The sequence below is a fragment of the Pedobacter insulae genome (assembly GCF_900113525.1).
GTDB classification, from domain to species: Bacteria; Bacteroidota; Bacteroidia; order Sphingobacteriales; family Sphingobacteriaceae; genus Pedobacter; species Pedobacter insulae.
The window spans coordinates 16,263-37,525 of sequence record NZ_FOPP01000014.1 but is presented as its reverse complement, the minus strand read 5'-3'; the positions used below and the strand labels follow the sequence as shown (position 1 = coordinate 37,525).

The 21,263-nt window shown below is 38.9% G+C and carries 10 protein-coding genes; 6 read left to right on the top strand and 4 right to left on the bottom strand.

The genetic code is table 11. From position 1 onward, the window contains the following. The first annotated feature begins 546 nt into the window (after window positions 1–546). Window positions 547–3,078 carry an NACHT domain-containing protein gene (locus tag BM207_RS18090; protein WP_090997837.1) on the top strand — a complete coding sequence of 844 codons (2,532 nt, stop codon included), beginning with the start codon at window positions 547–549 and terminating at the stop codon, window positions 3,076–3,078. Window positions 3,079–3,143: 65 nt separating this feature from the next. On the opposite strand, the gene BM207_RS18085 is transcribed toward BM207_RS18090, so the two are convergent. The 4 genes from BM207_RS18085 to BM207_RS18070 form a co-directional block, all read right to left on the bottom strand. After that, window positions 3,144–5,141 (bottom strand): OmpA family protein, encoded by a 1,998-nt coding sequence (locus tag BM207_RS18085; RefSeq protein ID WP_090997834.1) that lies wholly within the window; start codon window positions 5,139–5,141, stop codon window positions 3,144–3,146. Between the two features lie 11 nt (window positions 5,142–5,152). Beyond that, the gene (locus tag BM207_RS18080; RefSeq protein WP_245768164.1) at window positions 5,153–6,151 is read right to left on the bottom strand and encodes a PorP/SprF family type IX secretion system membrane protein; all 999 of its coding nucleotides are present in this window, start codon (window positions 6,149–6,151) and stop codon (window positions 5,153–5,155) included. A gap of 46 nt (window positions 6,152–6,197) precedes the next feature. Further along, complete coding sequence (locus BM207_RS18075; RefSeq protein ID WP_090997828.1) at window positions 6,198–15,908, bottom strand: Ig-like domain-containing protein; 9,711 nt, start codon at window positions 15,906–15,908, stop codon at window positions 6,198–6,200. 201 nt (window positions 15,909–16,109) lie between these two features. Continuing rightward, window positions 16,110–16,316: a hypothetical protein gene (locus BM207_RS18070; RefSeq protein WP_090997825.1), complete on the bottom strand. Its 207-nt coding sequence runs from the start codon at window positions 16,314–16,316 to the stop codon at window positions 16,110–16,112. 81 nt (window positions 16,317–16,397) lie between these two features. On the opposite strand from BM207_RS18070, the gene BM207_RS18065 reads away from it, so the two are divergent. From BM207_RS18065 to pgl, 5 genes are all read left to right on the top strand, one after another. Next, window positions 16,398–16,703, top strand: coding sequence for a hypothetical protein (locus BM207_RS18065; protein WP_090997822.1), 306 nt, complete (start codon window positions 16,398–16,400; stop codon window positions 16,701–16,703). 67 nt (window positions 16,704–16,770) lie between these two features. After that, on the top strand, window positions 16,771–17,529 hold the full coding sequence (locus BM207_RS18060) for an ROK family protein (RefSeq protein WP_090997819.1): 759 nt from the start codon (window positions 16,771–16,773) through the stop codon (window positions 17,527–17,529). Window positions 17,530–17,562: 33 nt separating this feature from the next. Next, window positions 17,563–18,984 carry an NADP-dependent phosphogluconate dehydrogenase gene (gene gndA / locus BM207_RS18055; RefSeq protein ID WP_090997816.1) on the top strand — a complete coding sequence of 474 codons (1,422 nt, stop codon included), beginning with the start codon at window positions 17,563–17,565 and terminating at the stop codon, window positions 18,982–18,984. Window positions 18,985–19,001: 17 nt separating this feature from the next. After that, on the top strand, window positions 19,002–20,516 hold the full coding sequence (zwf, locus tag BM207_RS18050; RefSeq protein WP_090997813.1) for a glucose-6-phosphate dehydrogenase: 1,515 nt from the start codon (window positions 19,002–19,004) through the stop codon (window positions 20,514–20,516). Between the two features lie 23 nt (window positions 20,517–20,539). Continuing rightward, window positions 20,540–21,259 carry a 6-phosphogluconolactonase gene (gene pgl / locus BM207_RS18045; RefSeq protein WP_090997810.1) on the top strand — a complete coding sequence of 240 codons (720 nt, stop codon included), beginning with the start codon at window positions 20,540–20,542 and terminating at the stop codon, window positions 21,257–21,259. Window positions 21,260–21,263 lie beyond the last annotated feature (4 nt).

Genomic DNA, 21,263 nt, shown 5'->3' with positions numbered 1-21,263 from the left:
AAGTGTCTCGTTTGCAAGAAATACGGGATGTCAGCTATCCAATAATTTAATTTATACAAATCAGATACTATTAAGCCTTGGCAAGCCATCGTTTAACGGAACTTCCCCAGTGGCTCTGGGACCATCAGATTGCACAACGACTAATTCAGGGTCGGGGTCATGCCAAGTGTGCTTCGGGAACTTACTTGGTTTGGTTTGCCTTACTGGCTTTCAACAAGGCTCGCTGGTAAATTATGCATTCAACTGTGACTTAGATTCTCCTGAATTAATCCTCGTAATTTTGGGCGGAATATCAGGGTTTTTCTTTTTATGCAAGAAACCAAACTAAGATTATAACAATATATTCCTTCAAAAGTCAAATCGATCATTTTGACCAATTCTCTATTCAATTTGTTCAATCCATTCAGAGAATATTGTTCTCAAAAACACAAGACGCTGAAATAGTGAACCTTGTAAAACATCTCCAATTGTAAGCAAATAGTTACGTATTTTTTCCAGACTTTATTCAATATATTAGAGTTAGCACCGCCTCATTATCCTCTTATTATGCTCGAAAACCCCTCTTTAGATAGCTTAAGGAAATTAATTTTAATCAAGACTGGACTAAAGCTCATTAGCCCTTCCGACTGCAAAAGCATTTCTTTATCCATTCAAAAAGAGCTCAATAAAAACATTAGTGAGACCACGATTAAAAGACTGTTCGGCTTCGCTAAAACAACTACTGATTTTTCCAAATTCACCATCAACGCTTTGATTGAATTTGTCTCAAATGCAAATGAAATAGCGCCTGATATAAATTTTTACACTAACGATATTCAAAAAATTGCGAGCAAAGCTAAACAGTTAACAAATTTAACATTGCAAAATATTAAGAGCCGCTGTAGCGTGCCCTACGAGTTAACCATCCCGAGAAAATTTGCTCACTTCGATTTCCATGATTTTCATGAAAGCAATTATAGTTTCACAGCATTCATTGCTCAACCGGGCTATGGTAAAACCATATTGCTAAGCCACTTAGTTCAGGATGTAATCTTAAACGAATCAGGTAACTACCCAAATGACATTGTGTGTTTCTTTAATGCAGGCCAGATCTTCGATTCTGATACCAATGAAATCAGTTTGGAGGACAGAATTAAATCGAAAATCGGGTTATCGCCCGATACTAGCCTTATTAGTTACTTCGAAAACAATTATCAAAAGACGCATACCCGCTTGATCATAATTCTGGACGACTTTGCAGAATTAGTACTTAACAGGTCTTCTAAAATTAAGATATTTGACCGCATTATTGATTTGATTTCTTCTATTGATGAGAGTAATGCGATCAAAATTATTTTAAGTATGCGATCTACAACTTGGAGCCGTTTCTTTGAGAGAATTAGACACGCATACTTCCTAAAAAAAAAATGGTTTCCAGGCAGTTATTACTATCTTGATTATAATTCCAATGTCCCACCACTGTCGGAAAAGGAACTGGAACTCGTTGTTGAAAGAATGGGTTTCGGTAATTATGAGAAGATCAGTGCGGACTTAAAAGCACAATTAAAATTCCCCTTTCATATCCAATGGTACTATAAGTTGAAAGAACAATTTCCATCCTTTAACTTTAACACCAACCTCATATTTTACGAAATAATTGATTTATTTATCAACGAGAAAATATTTAAATCCAATTATGCAACGGAGAAAATATTCTTTTGCAAGCAGATTATTAAGCGAACAAAATTTAGTAAGGAAGGAAACAAGCTGATAAAAAGTGACCTCATGCTGGATATTTCGGTTTATAAGAATGCCTACATGGAGCTGCTTGCCGAGGGGATTCTGATGGAAGAAAAGCACTTTCACAACAACTACCCAATCGAATATGTAAGGTTCGTGCATCCTCACATATTTGAGTATTTTCTCTTCATAGAATTGCTTGAACTTTATGGGCAAAACCTGAATAAAAATTTCTTCGAATATATTCAAACGGAATACACAGGAAATCAAGTTCGCTTTCAATTATTGCAATGGTCTATTCGGCAATTAATCACAATAGGGAACCTTAAGGACCTTACAAATGTATTTAAAATCGAGCTCAGCAATTATGAAAAAAACTACCTGATTTATTTCATCGCAGAAAATCTAAGCTATAGAAGTATCGACAATCCGACTATAAAAGGTCAGATTAACGCGCAAAACCTACATAAAATATTTATTAAAGAATTAATTCATTTTGACTTTGTTGATTCCTGTTATAGAAACGCAGTAGAATGTTTGTTAGAAACCGTCGACACAGAAGAAAATGCACAATTTTATCATACAATCCTAGCCATTGTTGAATGTTTAAGTTTTGATAAAGAACTCATACTTAACAGACTTGAAAAAATGGAACCACTTAAATCGGGTCCTAACAAGAGCATCTTCAAACCCTACGAAATAATCGATCTAATTCATTTAAAGCTTCGGGGAATTAGTATACCTGCTAACAATGAAATTTTCTTAAGAGTTGAAGCATTAAAGAAAAATGAAATTAATATAAATGATAAAAATAATGACTACCCTAGTCGCGGAAATTTCTTAGATTACTTGCTCCTTGTCACCTTTAACGTGTTTTTCGGTACTCAAAATGACCTGATAACCTTTGTAAACTTGATGTTTGATAGTTATCCAAAATTGTCAGCAAGTAAAACGCCACTCTCTATCTATTTAATTAACACCCTGGCAATCGCAGGAGCCCGCACGAATTCTGTCAACAGCACCAGCGAGATGGAAAGTGAAATTTCCAATCTATTTGAAGCGAAAGATCAAACGAAACTCACATTATATGCACAATCTCTTTTATTGATCTTAAAAGCCCAACAAAGCAAAAATAACAAAGAGTACGACAAGTCTATCTGTCTAGCAAAGGAAGCTATTACTATTTTCAGTAGAAATAATTTATTCCTGTACGAACTATTCATGTACAACCTCCTTATTACAATCTACATAGAAACACATGAGCTTGAGCTGGCGAACCAATACAAATACAAAAAAATGATGCGGTTGGAAGATAAAAACATTCCATTCTTATCACTAAAGTACGTTGATTTTGCATAAAAAAATACCCCTTTAACAATTTTTAGATTTTGTTAAAGGGGCTGCTTTCTTTAATACTTCTATTCCTATTTCTTAGTTACCTTAAATTCAGTCCTTCTATTCAGCGCCCTACCTTCAGGATTATCTTTGCCATCTGGTGTTTTGTTAGGGGCAACGGGGATGTTGTAGCCATATCCTTTACTCCTCATTCGTTCGGCAGCTATGCCTTTACTCACCAAATAATCAACGCATGATTTAGCTCTACGTTCTGAGAGGTCTATATTGTAATCATAGCCCCCAAGAATATCTGTGTGTGCACTTAATTCAATTTCGATATTTTGATTATCAACCATAATACCATAAAGATTATCTAATATTACTTTTGAAGCATCCGTTAAAGTAGCTTTATCAAACTCATATAGGATATTTTCAAGTACAATTGGTTTGTCTATTTTAAATGGAGTTAGACATAAATCGGGGTTAAATAGAGTATCGATCTTAACTAATTGATCAAGCGTAACAGTCATGTTTTTCGCAAAATAGCTATCCTTGGCGGCATTTAGTTGAAAGCCCCTGTTTGAATTAACTTTGAAATTATAACGGCCATTGACATCAGTAACTACCTTTTGAGTTTCAAAATCCTTCCCAGTTAAAGTAACTGTTGCACCGTCTAATGGTTTTAAAGTTTCACAATCAATTAATCTACCTTTTATAGTTAACCATGTTCTAACAACATGATAAATTTCTAAACAACATAACGATTCTCTATCCGAACTGATATAGCCCTCATTATCATTCGAGCCCACTGGAGTAAAATACATATCGTCCTTGGCCGAGTTAAAAGGAAATCCTAAATTTTCTGCCTTTGTCATGTTAGCTAAACTCCCCATCGACTCGTAAAAGTCAAAACCTCCGATGCCTACATTTCCATTGCTACTAAACAGCAGTCTTTTGGTACTTGGATTATAATAAGGAGCCTGCTCATCTTCCTTTGTGTTGATTTTTGAACCCATATTGATAGCATTCTCAACTTTAAAATCAGTTCCTATAGCCGCATACCATAAATCATATTTCCCTGATCCACCTGGTCTGTCGGAAGAGAATATCAAATACTTACCATCATTAGTTACAAACGGTTGCATCGCATTAAATCCGGTTACATTTACTTCAGCTCCCAACATCACTGGCTCCGACCATTGATTATTGATCTTTCTCGACATGTGAATACCCCTTTTTCTATCAGGCTTAGTACTCCAAACCGTTAAAAACATTACCTCTCCGTTTGGGTGGATTGCAGTTGCACCGGCTTCCAAATTCTTAACCCCTAAAACCTTTTCAACGGTAACAGTGGTTTGATTTAAGTTACCAATAGTGCTATAAATCGTATTTACAAACGGAGTTTCCTTTTTAGACACAGTCGCCTTGATACCCTCTGCCTTTAAGAGCTCAGTTTTACCAGAAGTTTCTATCGGACGAGAAGAAGTAAAATATAGATTTTGATTATTCAAAAATGGTGCATAATTCGAACCAAGCCCGTTTACTTCTTTCGATAATTTTGCAAGTCCAAATAAACGAGGATATTTCATTTCTTGAAGTGCGTACCTGCAAGACTCAATTTCCTTTCGAGCGCGCAACTTATAATCATCAGTTCCATTATATTTTGCAATAAAATTAGTAAATGCAGTAATTGCCTCATCATACTTTAAATTTGCACGTAGGGATTCTCCATACCAATAGCCACTTAACACATATTTTGCATCAGTAAATTTAGTGGCAATGGCATACCATTTTTCCGCATCTTTATAATTCCTATATAATCTTAAAGAATTTGCCAATTGAAAAGTTGCATACTCAGCGTCTTCTTTGCCTGCGACGTCCGGGCTAAACCTAGTCTGAAAACCATATGGAATAACAAAAGCACTATCCTGAGAAATTTCTAAGGCTTTTTGGTAAAATTTAGCAGCTGCGTAATATTCCTGATTAATAAAATAAACATCCGCAGCTTTCTTATGGTTAGTCACAGTTTGTGCTTGAGAAAAAATTGCTGCTAAGCATAAAATAAGTATAATTCTGATCGATTTCATAGCTAATTAAATTAAAGTCTAGGACAGAAGAAGTTGGGACCTACTTCTCCTCTTTTTCTACTGGTAAACGACACAGAAAGCTCAAAACCTCCCTTACTGGAAGTTGCCCTATTTAATTGAGAAGTATTAAAATCATAGCTCGCTCCAATTACCATATTCTTAATTTGCATTCCCAAAAAAGCGATTGCTGCATCATCAACACGATAACTTGCTCCGAAAATCAAATCATTCTCTGGGTTTAGCATTAGTTTGGCATACGCCCCGGCTGCAATTTCTTCTGCCTGCCCTTGTTTAAGGTAAATAAAGTTCGGGGTGATATCCAGCATATGGTTAATCATAACTCGCGCTCCGCCATGTCCGGTAAAGCGCATTGGCATCTTGGCGTCGCCTCCTATAAATTTATCCTTGGGCCTAGTTAAATGTGAAAAAGCAGCTCCCGCAAAAACATTCACTTTCTGATTTGGAGCAGCATCAAAAAACATAACCCCGGTATTTATATCAGGCGCTAAGTAATTGGTAGATCCAAAATTTTCATTAAACGGCATTGATGGATCATAACCGGTGATCGGATTAAACTGACTACCCAATGTTATTTTTGATGGGTCAAAGCTTTTATTAATAATTCCCGCTTGTAAACCGAAGCTAACAACCTGCTCTCCATTTTTTCCAAACTTCACTTGATAAGCACCAGACACCAATGCATTTAATTGATTATAGCTGATTTCACCTGCATTTTGGTTGATAATCATCGCTCCAAATGACAGATTTTTTGTTGGCTGAGTGTCAAATGACGCCCCAGCTGTTAAGAAACCTTTACCCACTGTAGACCATTGTTGCTTTGCATTGATATTAACTCGATACTCACCATCGGTTATCCCTGTCAAGGCGGGATTTAACCATAATGGATTAGCATAATATTGAGAATAATGCGGATCTATTTGTGCTTTCAACTGTCCAGCGCCAAAACATAGACATATTGCCAGGATTATTATTTTTATGTATTTCATCATTTTCATTTTAGGTAAAATCATTTCACAATTAGGTTAAATCCTTGTTTTATCTCAATAAGGTTATCGTGCCTTTTATCATTTTCGTTTGTCCATTTGTAAATGTTACATCTATATAGTACACATACACTCCAGTTGGTTGCATACTGCCCTTAAATGTTCCATCCCATCCTGTATTCAAACTATTTGATTCAAAGACAAACTGACCCCACTGATTGTAAACTCTCATTTTATATCGAGAAACGGTATTTCCGTAGGCAAGGAAAATATCATTGTTTCCATCACCATTTGGCGTAAATGTATTTGGCACATATAGATCTGTTGATTGACCGTCAGTACGCTCGGTCAACGGTGTTGCATTAGCGCTTGTCTGACAACTAGCCTGTCCTTTTGCTCTAACCGTAATTGTTACACTTTGATTAGCAGTTAAACCAGACACTGTATGGGTAGTTCCATTTGCACCACTCGAAGGTACTTGCCACGTTGTTCCACCATCTAATGATATTTCATATCCTGTAGCACCATTGATAACATTCCAGCTAAATATGATTGAGGATACGGTTTTAGATTGAACGCTAAGTACCGGAGTAGCTAATACCGCTCCAATATTAACTGTAACGGCCGTGCGTGTAGTCGACGAGCAGGTTCCTACACTTGCCTCTACATAGTATATTGTTGTTGTAGTTAAGGCAGGTGTGGTAAATGTATTGCCCGTTCCAACCGCAGTTCCACCTGTGGCGGCTGTATAGTAACTATAGGTAACTCCTGTTTGAGGATTTGATACCGTAATCACCGCTGTACTTCCAACACATGAGCTTATAGTTGCCGAAGCTACAGTTGGAGCACCAGGTTTCGCACTTACGGTTACGGTTACTTTAACTCTACCACCTGCATTACTACAGCCAGTTGAATTTACAGCTTGCACATAATAGTCGGTATTGGCATTGAGCACTGGTGTAGTGAAACTAGTGCCTGTTCCTAAAGCAGTACCGCCCGTTGCAGCACTGTAGAATTCATAAGTAATACCCGTTTGTGGATTTTGTACCGTTAGAATAGTTGCATTACCAGTACAAATCGAAGTACCCGATGCGGCAATAACCGGTGCATTTGGTGCTGAGTTAACTACAATAGCAGCCGCTTTAGCATTTGCACTGCTATTCTCACATTTGTTATCCCCGCTAACTGTTACGTAATAGGTAGTATTTGCATTTAATACTGGTGTTGTAAAGGTAGCACCAGTATAAACCAAGGTTGTTAAACTTGCATTGCTATACCACTTGAATACTGGATTAGTAACAGTTGTGCTGCTGGCCGTTAACACTGCACTTGATCCCCCACATATAGTTGTAGCACCAGACAAGGTAATATCAGAAGCTATAGCCGGCGGGTTAACCGTGAAGGTTATTATTGCCGCTGCTCCAACTCCATTTTCACATTTATTGCTACCCTTAACTGTTACGTAATAGGTTGCATTTGCTGTTAAAACCGGTGTAATAAAGGTCGCCCCTGTGAATATTGGTGTAGTTAAATTAGCATTGCTATACCAAGTAAATACTGGATTAATTACCGTTGTACTTGTTGCTGTAATTGTTCCCGTAGAACCGTTACAAACACTTCGTGCGCCAGTTAACTGTATGTCAGCCGCAGTTGAGCCTGAGCCAACAGTTAAGGAAATTGAAGTACGGGTTGAACTTGTACAAGTATTGGCATTTACTGCTTCCACATTGAAAGTATAGGCGCCTGCAGCCAAGCTAGCCGGTGTAGTATAAGTTCTGGTATTTAAGGCTAGTAAACCACCATTGGCGTCATACCAGTTAAAAGTTATTCCATTTACAGCCTGTACGCTTAACGTAGCCGATGTACCTACACAAGTTGTGGCTGGGTTGCTTGGTGAAGGTACCGGCGGAACAGGGCGAATTAATACCACTACCGTAATTGGTGTCGGTGCACTCTCACAACCTTTGGCAAAGGCAGTTACATTATAAGTATAAGTTCCTGCTGGTAACGAAGCATCAGTTGTAAAACTAACTCCATCTTTTCCAGTTTGATAAACATTACCTAAGTACCATTTATAAACAACACCCGCAATTGGATCTTTCACGTTCAATAAGGTCGAAGTTCCTTCGCAAGTACTCAAGTTATTTGAATTAACTTTTGGAGCAACATTGCTTCTTTGTGCATAGTTCAAGTTAATGGATGTTAAAGCACCTACCAACCCAGAATTTAATCTCACCTCTACTCCGTCAAATCTTGAGGTAGGAGCATAAGTTAAGATAATTGCACTATTGTCGCTCAATAACTCTACATTAATAAGTGGATTATTAGCGGCCATTAAGTCATTATTACTTACGCCACCATTATAAGTAACCACATTTATTGATGGTAAAGCGCTTAAAGAAAGTAGTTTTCCAGGAGAGGTAATGCTAATTTTTAAGAGATCGCCAACATTTGAAAGCCCTCCAGCAAATCCAATTCTTTGATAAACATAAGCCCCTACAATTCCAACCGGCATCCTAAGTGTCGAACCAGTTTCTGCGAAGTTGTCGACCGCTAAATTTGGATTTGAAACCCCAGCTAATAGCGCAACTCCATTTACCCCATCTGCAATTGCAATTGTTGCCGTTCCACAAGGTGTAACAACTGGCGGACCATTAGGAACAACGGTTACTGTAACCGAAGCACGGCCAGAAGCTGGACACCCTCCAGGAACTATTGCTTCTACATAATAAGTGGTTGTAGCTGTTAAAATAGGTGTAACGAAAGTAGACCCTGTAGCTAAAATGGTAGTCGAATTTGCAGAAGCATACCAGTTAAATATCGCTCCAGGAGAACTAGAACTAGCTGTTAGAATAGCAGAAGTTCCAGTACTTATCGTTGTGCTTGGCGGATTTAAAAGTGGTAAATCCAAAGTACCAGGTTTAACTGTCGCAGTTGCTCGAGCGGATGCGGTACCGCAACTATTTACAGCTTCAACTTGATAAGTTGCAGTTGTAGTTACAGACGCAATGGTAAATGTAGGTCCGTCTTTACCTGCCTGATAAACACCTGTGCCGTCGTACCATTTATAAGTAATACCCGGTACAGGATTTTTAACTTGTAAAATCGCAGCAGTTCCTGCACAAACAGTTACGTTTGGTGCAACTAATTCTGGCAAAATTGGTGCTCCAGTTAAGGTTAATTTTATTTCTGTTTGAGCACTAATACAGCCACTTGCTGAGCTAGCCGCTACAAAATAGCTTGTATTTGCGGTTACTGAAGGTGTAACAAACGTAACACCATCCTTGCCAGCTTGATAAACACCGGCAGCATTATACCACTTGTATGTTAAATTTGCTTTAGGATTTTTCACCGATAGCGTTGCTGGTTGGTTTAAACATGCAGAAACACTAGCTGCGTCCACTTCTGGTGCCATGATAACTCTCTGAGCATAATTTACACCTATCGAGGTAAGGGCACCAACTAATCCCGAGTTTAATTTCACTTCCACTGCATCAAAGACTTTTGCTGGAGTGAAAGTTAACAATGCCTGGGTATTGCCACTCAATAATTGAATATCAATTAAGGCATTATTCGAAACTAATGCGTCATTGTTATTAACACCTCCATTTGAAGTAGATAATTCCACGCTACCTAGTAAAGCTAATGAAAGCAATTTACCCGGAGAAGTAATTAAAACGCTCACTTTGTCGCCAATGTTCGAACTACCTCCAAAACCTAATCGCTGGTAAACAGAAGCATTTAATAAACCAACTGGCATAAACAAAGTTGAGGATGTCTTACTATCTGCATCAATGGCTAAACCAGCGTTACTTACACCCGCAAGCAATGCGATTCCATTAACCCCGTTTGTTTGGGTAATAGCAGATTCGCATGGTACTGGATTTGGTCCATTTCCATCAACTGTAATTGTAATCATCACCCTACTACTAGAAACGCAGCCAGAACTCGCAAATGATGCTTCAACAAAATAAGAAGTTGTGGTTAAGAGTGGTGGAGTAACATAAGTTGATCCAGTATACACTGGTGTAGTAGACACGGCAGTCGGATACCATTTATAAATTGCCGTAGCATCTGAAGATGTAGCAGTCAATACAACAGACTGCCCAGCGCTGATAGTTGTAGCAGAAGCTTGTACTACTGGCAATACCGGACGAGGGCTTACTGTTACTACTACTGCAGCACGTGAAGCACTCACACACCCGTTTTTACTTGCTTCTACATAATATGTTTTATTAGCAGTTAATGCTGGCGTGGTGAAAGTTGCCCCACTGAATACCGGTACCCCACCGGTAGCAGCTTCATACCATCTGTAAGTGATAGTTGCATCGGGATTAGTAACTGCCAATACAGCTGGAGATCCAGCACATACGGCTGCTGTTGCTGGAATGACCGGCATTGCAAGCACTGGGGTAACCGTTACCTCTACTGGTACTCTTTCCGGATTGGCACATCCTGCTCTTGAAACTTCAATATAATAGGTTGTGTTTACTGTTAATGCCGGGGTATTAAATGTATTTCCAGTTGCTAAGGCAACACCACCCGTTGCGTTAGCAAACCAGGCTAAAGTGGTTCCTCCGTTCGGCGTAGCAGTTAAAGTAGTCGTGCTACCAGAGCAAGTAGTTAAACCTGCAGTAGATACCGTTGGTGCAGCGTAGATAATAGAGGCTCCGTAGATATCATAGTTACCTAATGCCCCAACTAGTGCTTTGATGCGAATCTCAACCCTATCAAACGCGCCACCTGCAGGTACCATTGCGATAAAACGATTGCCGCTCAACAACTGAAGATTGATCAGCGACGAATTTAAAGCGTACGTACTCACAACAGTAGCACCGTTCATTACGTTAATTGTAATATTGCTTAGCACCGAAAGATCTGCCAAACCAACTGGCGTACCTAGATCCAAACGAATATGGTCGGTAGCCTGACCAGTACTTGAGAAATTCAAGACTTGGAACGCTTCAACATTTAATAAAGCTACTGGTAAGGTAATTCTGGTAAAGTTAGTTTTATCACCATCCACAGAATTGGTTGGGTTATTAATGGTACATAGCACACAAATACCACCTGTTATACCACTACTCTGCGAATTAGCTGCATTACAATCTGGAGAGCCAGATCCACCTGTAACGGTAACAGTAACCGCTACACGGGTTGCACTCGAACATCCAGTTGCATTAACAGCCTCAACATAATATGTGGTGTTTGTGGTTAAGTTTGGTGTTGTAAAGCTTGTACCTGTACCTTGTAATACACCTGCAGTTGGTGCATTGTACCAGTTAAGGGTATTTCCAACGTCAGTGGTTGCCTGAAGTGTGGTATTCTGTCCCGAACTTATCGTTACCGCATTTGTAGTAACTATCGGAAGGTTTGGACGGGTACCCACTGTTACAGCCACGGCAGCACGTGTAGCACTTACACATCCATTCTTACTAGCCTCCACATAATAGGTTTTATTAGCAACGAGCACAGGAGTTGTATAGGTTGCACCGCTAAATATCGATGTACCTCCTGTTGCAGCTTCGTACCATCTATAGGTAATAGTTGCATCTGGGTTATTAACAGCGAGTACTGCCGGTGAACCATTACATACCGCTGCCGTAGCAGGCACACTTGGTACCGCAAGTACTGGAGTAACCGTAACATCCACCGGTACTCTAATTGGATCTACACAACCTGCTCTTGAAACCTCAATATAATAAGTTTTATTTGATGTTAATATTGGAGTTGTGAATGAATTTCCTGTAGCTAAAGCTGTACCACCGGTTAAAGTAGCAAACCAAGCCAACGTTGTGCCAGCATTTGGCGTAGCACTTAAAGTAGTAGTGCTGCCAGAACAAGCTGTTAAACCTGCAGCTGCGACAGTAGGCGCCGCGTAATTAATTGCCGCCCCATAAATATCATAGTTACCTAATGCACCAACAAGTGCCTTAATGCGAACCTCCACTTTATTAAATGCGCCGGTAGCCGGTACTGTAGCAATAAAACGGTTGCCGCTTAATAACTGAAGGTCGATCAATGATGAGTTCAACACATAGCTGTTCACTACGGTTGCGCCATTCATTACATTAACGGTAATATTGCTTAGAACAGAAAGATCGGCCAAACCAACAGGGGTAGCTAAATCCAAACGGATTTTATCACCTGCCTGACCCGCACTTGCAAAATTCAAGGCTTGGAATGCTTCTACATTTAATAAAGCAACCGGTAATGAAATTCTTGTAAAATTGGTTTTGTTACCATCTACAGAGTTATTAGGATTGTTAATAGAACATAGCACACAAATTCCACCCGTAATGCCGTTACTTTGTGAATTAGCTGCATTACAATCTGGCGATCCATTTACATTAGCAACGGTAATTGAATAATTTGCAGTAACGGTATTCGAATTAGCATCAGTAGCCGTAAGTATAAGAGGGAAAATACCTGCCACTGTTGGTGTGCCTGTAATCTCCCTTGTAACCGGATTAAATGTCAACCCTGCCGGAAGGCCAGTTAAACCGTAAGTATATGGACCTGTGCCACCAGTTGCGCCTGCAAGAGTTTGAGTCGGATAAAGTTCATTGATAGTTCCGTCTGGCAAAGGTCCCGAAGCTAATGCCAATGGTGTATTAGTAATAGTCATTGTAAATGCTGTTGTTACAGAACAGCTTTTACTGTCAGTGGCTACTATACTAAAATTCGAGGTACCCAACGTTGTTGGAGTTCCAGTAATTGTTCCATTAGCAGCAAGTGATAAGCCAGCAGGTAGTGAACTTCCAGGTGCCAAAGCATAAGTAAATGCTGGTGTACCACCCACAGCAGCATCAATTTGTTTAGAATACGGAGTTCCTATAGCTCCATTATTTAAAGTGGTTGCCGCAAATACAATATTTGGGTTCACGACTACATTCACAGGGGTTCTTACTGGATCAGTACAACCTGCTCTGGTAACTTCGATGTAATAAGTTTTATTTGTTGTTAACGCTGGAGTAGTTAAGGTATTTCCTGTAGCCAAAGCCGTACCACCAGCTAAATCTGCAAACCATGCTAATGTTGTACCCGCATTAGGGGTAGCATTTAAGGTAGTAGTACTACCAAAGCAGGCAGTTAAACCTGGAGTTGCTACTACTGGTGAGGCATAGTTAATCGCCGCTCCATAGATATCATAATTCCCTAACGCACCAACAAGTGCCTTAATACGAACCTCTACTCTATCAAATGCACCACCTGTAGGCACGGTAGCAATAAAACGATTGCCACTTAATAACTGAAGATTGATCAATCCCGAATTAAGTACATGCGTACTTACAACAGTTGCACCGTTCATTACAGTAACGGTAATATTGCTAAGAACAGACAAATCAGTTAAACCAACTGGCGTGCCCAAATCCAAACGGATTTTATCAGTAGCCTGACCAGCACTTGGAAAATTCAATACCTGAAAAGCTTCAACATTTAATAAAGCTACTGGTAATGAAATCCTGGTAAAGTTAGTTTTATTACCGTCTACAGAGTTGCTAGGATTGTTAATAGAACATAGCACACAAACTCCCCCAGATATGCCACTGCTCTGTGAGTTAGCTGCATTACAATCCGGTGATCCATTTACATTTCCTATAGTAAGTGAATAATTTGCAGTAACGATATTCCCATCAGCATCGGTAGCCGTAAGCACAAGCGGCGAAATACCAGCCACTGTTGGTGTCCCGCTGATCTCTCTTGTCGCCGGGTTAAATGTTAGCCCTGCTGGAAGGCCTGTTAAACCATAAGTGTATGGACCCGTTCCGCCAGTTGCTTCAGCAAGAGTTTGGGTTGGATAAACTTCATTAATTGTTCCATTTGGTAACGGACCACTAGCTAATGCTAAAGCAGGGGCAATTGTTAAAGGATAATCTTTTGTAATAAAGTTTCCAGCGTTATCTGTAGCTTTTAAAGTTACAGTATATGGCCCAGCAGTAGTCGGCGTACCAGTAATTGCGCGAGTTGTTGGGTTAAAAGATAAACCTGGAGGCAGGCCAGTTGCGGTATAAGTATAGGGTGATGTACCACCTGTAGCCGCTGGTAAAACTTGTGAAGGATAGGGTTTACCGACCATTCCATTTGGCAAGGTGGCTGCACCGAGCGCCATGGCGTTGTTTACTACAATGCTGAATGGAGTTGTTACTGTACAGTTCTTGCTATCTGTAGCTACAATGCTGAAGTTCGATGTTCCTGCAACTGTTGGCGTCCCGCTAATCGTTCCGTTGGTGGCGAGCGATAAACCAGCCGGCAATGAACTCCCCGGAGCCAGTGAATAGGTGAAACCGGGTGTTCCTCCAGTAGCAGCCGTAATTTGTTTATTATAAGTAGAACCCACCGCGCCATTATTTAGTGTAGTGGTTGTAAAAGTAATAGTTGGGTTTACCGTGATGTTGATTGGTACACGAATAGATTCTTCACATCCTGGTTTTTTCGCTGCTACATAATATGTTTTATTGGCAGTTAATGCCGGAGTAGTATAGGTTCCTGTACTTGCCGTAGTAGCTAAAGCTGTTCCGCCCTCTAATACATCATACCATACTAATTGGTTTCCAGCGGCCGTAGTGGCCGCTAAAATGTTGGTGCTATTGTAACAACTGTTAGGTGCATTACTTTGTGCACCAGTAAATGTAGGACGTGGTGCAGTACGTGTTACACTGAATAAATTTATATTCTGAGCTATATTAACCCCTACAAGTGAGGTTACAGTAATTCTAGCTCGATCAAATAGCGCACCAGGAGCAACAGCCAGGCGTATTGGCTGGCCATTTCCTAATAAAGTTAATAAGTCTAAGTTTAGTAATGTATTCGCTGGATTTGATGAAACCAGATTATCACCTAAATATGTTTCAATTAAAACATTATTCAATAAACCTAAAGTAACCAAAGTCGGATCAACACTCATCTTAATATTCAGCTCATCAGTAGCAACTGTTGGCTCGGCAAAATAAATATTCTGACTTATCGAGCCCACAACGCTGATAAGGCCTAGACCAACTTGAGAAGCAGTATTTGAATTGTTATCAATTGCAAACTCCGGATTAGTAACACCAGCTTTCCCAATACCTAATAAACTTGCCGTTAAACCAGCGCCATCGTAATCAGTTGCAAACGCCGGGTCACATGAACCTGCACCACTAGCGTAAAATGCATTATAAACTTTAGTTTCATTATTTGCGCCCAATAAAAGAGCATCTGTATTATCTTTTATATAAACACGATCATAGGCTGCAGTTGGCTTTATAGCTATATAAAACAAACCGGCCGCGTCTTTTACAATCCTTAAATTGCTATTTGAAAATGCGCCAGAACTTGAACCACTAGGCGGCACTGGAGTATTTCCGTTTCGAGCACCAACGGTGAAGTAATGGTTGCCTAACGCAACGCCTCCTACTACGTTAGCCAATAAACTACCTAAATTTCCTTGTAAAAGAAGGTTTAAAACATCCTCATCAAAATCTATCCTGATGTAGGTTGTTTTATTAGCTGGGATAGAGCTTGGAAATACAAGTTCTAACTCACCACTGTACTTTCCAAAACCAAGTAATGCGCCGCCGTATGATTTTACGGTTGCGAAATTAGCAGTGTTTGCATCAGTTGCAAAAGATGGATTATCTACTGTAATAGATTTTACATTAGTTGTAGTAGCATAAACACGTTGCGCATACGATTTGGAAAAATTTAGCGTTAATAAGACTACAAAGAGGGAAAAAAGGATCCATTTTGTGGACCATTTTGAACTAGTAGAGGTCAACTTCATAAGATAGGGATTAGGTAAACTGTATTTATAGTACAATTTTACCTATCGCTGGCCTATATCTTGTTGTTCGTTTTATTCAATTTATGAAAATTGAATAAGTACTCGTTCAATATGTTCAAGTACTTAATATTTCATTTAAATCGCCTATATTGCGATCCCTTGCAACTTTTCAGTTACATATTACCAACTTTAATTCCAAACTCATAACTCTTCTATCCTTCCCTTTTGGGCTGGCAATTTATTTTTGTCACCCCGCTTTTTAAAATTATCCATTCCTAGATTGCCGCTGCTACCATCTGCATCGCCCAAGTCTAATTCATCCAAATCTCTTAAGGTTTCAGACAAGGCGGTGTTGTTTGTTAAGTCTTCACTGCTTTTTAATCGTTTAGATTTTATACTTTTAGCCATTATATTCTCAGTTTAATTCAATCTATAAAACCAACCAAATGCCCTAATGTTTGAAATTAGAGCAGCATTGACAGATTTACAATGATTTATGCGAACAAAAAGATAGCCAGTTCAATAAACCTAGCGCAACAAACAGCTCAAATTATTACGAACGTTAAGGCTTTGGAACAAAAAGGGTTAATCCGCATAGATGACTTAACAGTCTACTTGGATCTTAGTCTCTGGGTCGACAAAAAAATTGCCACTAATTGGATAGATTGCCTGCTAATCTATTACCGCGTTAAAAAAAGCTTTAAAGCTGGTACGCTATATTTCAAGGACATCAAAACAGAAGAACTTATCGGAACCTGCAATAATAAAAAAGCTAAGGTTTTAATTTTCAGTTAATCTTGCTTGTTAATAATTATTACAGAATTATTACTTGTAACCTAAAAATGGTTGTACTTTTGTATCCATGTCGATACAAACAAAAATTCCAAAGGGAGATATTTTATCTATAGACATTGGCGGCACAAATATTAAAGCCTGTTTAATGAATTCCAAAGGGAAGTTATTAACTGAATTTAAGAAAACCCCTACTCCTAAAAATTCTACTCCCGCAGCTGTATTAGAGGCAATTAAAACCCTTACTAAAGGTTTTAAGAACTTCGAGAAAATCGCAATAGGTTTTCCTGGCTATGTAAAAATGGGAGTGGTTCAAACTGCACCCAACCTTGCCTTAAACAAATGGGTAAATGTCGATTTGGCCCAACAGGTAAGTAATTTATTTGGTAAGCCTGTGCGTTTAATCAATGACGCTGATCAACAAGGATTAGGCATCGTAAGCGGAAAAGGTTTTGAAATCGTTTTCACCTTAGGCACGGGTTTCGGCACGGCCTTATTGTTTGATGGACAATTGTTACCACATTTAGAACTTTCTCATCTTCCGATTAATAAAACTGACGATTACGATGATTTTATTGGCGATCGTGGGTTTCATAAAGTAGGCAAAAAGCAATGGAATAAACGTTTACAGTATGTCATAGAAATTTACAAGACGGTTTTCAATTATGATAGACTTTATATTGGAGGAGGAAATTCTAACGAAATTAATTTCGATCTAGAAAAAAATATTAAGCTTGTTTCAAATAAAGACGGTATAAAAGGTGGAGCAAAATTATGGCAAGCTAAAGAAAAATACCACGTACACACCACCTATCCAAAAAATAAATAGACCCATAACTGCTAATAAAATAAAAACAATTAGATGAATAACGATCAAACAGTACAGTACGAATTCGGGATGATTGGGTTGGGAACCATGGGGCGTAACCTATTACTTAACATGGCTGATAATGGTTTCAGCGTAACCGGTTATGATAAAAGTGAAAAAATGCTTCAATTTTTTGAAGAAGAGGGCGTTGATCATCAACTCAAAGGGTTCGCTGATATTGGTCAATTTGTAGATAGTCTTCAATCTCCCCGTACAATTATATTATTAGTCCCAGCGGGAACGATAGTGGACAGTGTAATTGAAGAACTCCAACCTTTGTTAGCCGAAGGTGATATTATTATAGATAGCGGAAATTCATACTTTACCGATACAAGCAGAAGATCTCTTGCTTTAAAAGAAAGAGGAATTCATTTTTTTGGAATGGGAATTTCTGGTGGTGAAGAAGGTGCGAGATTCGGACCAAGCATGATGCCTGGTGGCGATAAAAAAGCTTATGCTGTGGTAAAAGAAATGCTGGAGGCCGTATCAGCGAAAGTTAATAACGAGCCTTGTGTAGCTTACATCGGTCCGGGAGCATCCGGTCACTTTGTAAAGATGACCCACAATGGTATTGAATACGCAATTATGCAGTTATTAGCCGAAACTTATGACATTCTTAAGAACGGACTACGATACAATAATACCCAAATTCAACAAGTTTTTGAACAATGGAACAATGGACGTTTAAAATCTTTTCTAATGGAAATAACAAAAGACGTATTCCAGTTTGTTGATGAAAAAACGGGCAATCTATTAGTAGATGAAATTAAAGATGAAGCGAAATCTAAAGGCACCGGAAAATGGACTTCCCAAGTGGCGATGGACCTAGAAGTTCCAATTCCAACAATAGATGCTGCAGTTTCAAGTCGAAACCTGTCCAAACTTAAGGCTTTACGTACTGCTTTAAGCCAGTCTTTTGAAGCTTCGACCCCTATTAAATTGAATGAAACTATAATCGATGAATTGGAAGAAGCTTTTTATTTCGCAATGGTCTCTGCCTATGCACAGGGTATGCACCTGCTTACCTTAGCGTCGGCACAATATGAGTATGAATTAAACTTAGCTGAAATCGCCAAAATCTGGCGCGGAGGATGTATCATTAGAGCAACATTCTTAGAAGATATTTATCAGGCATATAAAAAGCACCCAGGTTTAACCCATCTCTATGAAGATGGAGAAATCCAGCAAAAAATTAACAGCGGCTTAAAAGGAACCAGAAATATCATCAGCTCAGCCATGACTTCGGGTATTGCAGTTCCAGCGTATGCTGCAGCATTAACCTATTTCGATACGTTAAAAACAAAAAGAATGCCTTCAAACTTAACTCAAGCTCAAAGAGATTTCTTTGGAGCGCACACTTTTGAACGAATAGACAGCGAAGGAATTTTCCATGCAGATTGGAATAAATTGAATTAGTATTGAGCAATCAAAAAATGAAAAAGAAAAATAACCTCCACCCTACCATATTTGTAATCTTTGGCGGTACCGGTGATTTAAATAAACGCAAATTAGCCCCAGCTTTATATAATCTATATACAGAAGGTTATATGCCCGAAAAATTCTCGATTATCGGAACAGGTAGAACGACCTTCACCAATGAAAAATATAGAGACGTAATCTTAGAAAACATTAATGAATTCTCTAGAAACGGAAAAGTAAAGAAAGAAAAATGGGATACATTCGAATCCAATATCCTTTACTGTGCCACTGATATCACTACGCCCAAAACCTTCGAGAGTTTAAAAGCAACTGTAGAAGGTTTACAAAAGGAATACGGAAAAGAAACACAAGTTATTTATTATCTAGCGGTAGCACCAAATTTCTTCCCATTAATTGCCGAATGCTTATGCAAATACAAATTAACTGAAGATGAAGATAATTGCCGCATCGTTATTGAAAAACCTTTCGGACATGATTTAGAAAGTTCTAAAGAGCTAAATTTACTTTTAAGCAAAATTTTCACGGAGAAACAGATCTATAGGATAGACCATTACCTAGGAAAAGAAACTGTTCAAAACATGATGGCCTTTCGGTTTGCTAACTCCCTATTTGAGCCCTTGTGGAATAGAACCTATATTGAGCACATACAGATTTCGGTTACTGAACAGCTAGGTGTGGGTGATAGAGGTGGATATTATGAAGGTGCGGGTGCGCTGCGTGACATGATACAAAACCATTTATTGCAATTGCTATGTTTAGTGGGAATGGAAGCACCCATTAGTTTTGACGCAGATGAAATTCGCAATAGGAAGGTAGAAGTTTTGCAGGCAATGCGACCAATTAAACCAGAAGACATTAGCACACATGCTGTTCGCGGGCAGTACACAAAAGGTTGGGTTGAAGGTAAGGAAGTACCAGGTTATCGAAGTGAAAAAGGAGTTGATAAAGATTCTAATACAGAAACATTTGCTGCGATAAAATTCTTCATTGACAATTGGCGCTGGCAGGGCATTCCCTTTTATCTCAGAACTGGTAAAAGGTTAAATCAAACCTCTTCCATCATTACCATTCAATTTAAAGATGTGCCTCATCATATTTTTTCTGCAAGATCAACAGAAACTTGGCAACAAAATAGATTAATCATCAGTATCCAACCCGAAATGAGCATTCGCTTACAAGTTCAAGCTAAAAGACCAGGTTTAAAAATGGTTTTGAATCCCGTCGACATGGTATTTGATTATAAAGGAACTTATAATACCGATACGCCAGAAGCTTACGAAACTTTATTATTGGATGCGATGAATGGTGATCAAACCTTATTTATGCGTGGCGACCAAGTCGATGCAGCATGGGAATTGGTTATGCCAATTTTAAATGCTTGGGAAAATAAGAAATCTCTAAGTTTCCCTAATTATTCGGCAGATAGCTGGGGACCAGAAGATGCCGAAGCATTAATTGCGAGAGACGGCTTTCATTGGTTTACCTTACCATTAAAAGAAGAAGGATAATTGAATTAATCGCTTATTAGAAAATGAACTTAAACATATTCAAATCCATACCTGAACTCAACGAAAAGTTAATAGCTTACGTAATTGAGATCGCTAATCAGGCTATCGAAAGTAAAGGAAGCTTTAATTTCGTGCTAACAGGAGGCAATTCTCCAAAAGAACTCTATCGGCAACTAGCCACAACTTATAAAAATGAAATAGATTGGACTAAGGTGTATTTCTTCTTTGGTGATGAAAGAACTGTTTTGCCGAACCATAAAGATTATAATGGCCTAATGGCAAAAGAAAATCTGTTCGCTTACCTTCAAACACCAGCTAGCCATATTTTTTACATGGATACTACACTACAACCTGAAGCAGCGGCCATTGCCTATAAAAATGCATTGGATCAGCATTTTAAAGACCAACCTATTGTTTTTGACTTAGTACTTTTAGGCATGGGCGATGATGCACACACTGCTTCAATTTTCCCGGGAACAGATTTAGTTCAAAATAAGGAAGAAACCGTTGCAGCAGTTTGGGTAGAAAAATTAAATACTTATCGCATTAGTTTAACTGCACCCCTCATCAACAAAGCTAAAAACATTGCATTTATTACTTTTGGGGATAACAAAGCAATTGCGCTCGCAAAAGTGTTAGCCAGCGATCAAAAAGATCCAAATACCTATCCAGCGCAGCTGATTAACCCTATTAATGGCAACTTAGCTTGGTTTGTAGATGAACAGGCAGCTTCATTGTTGTAATCCC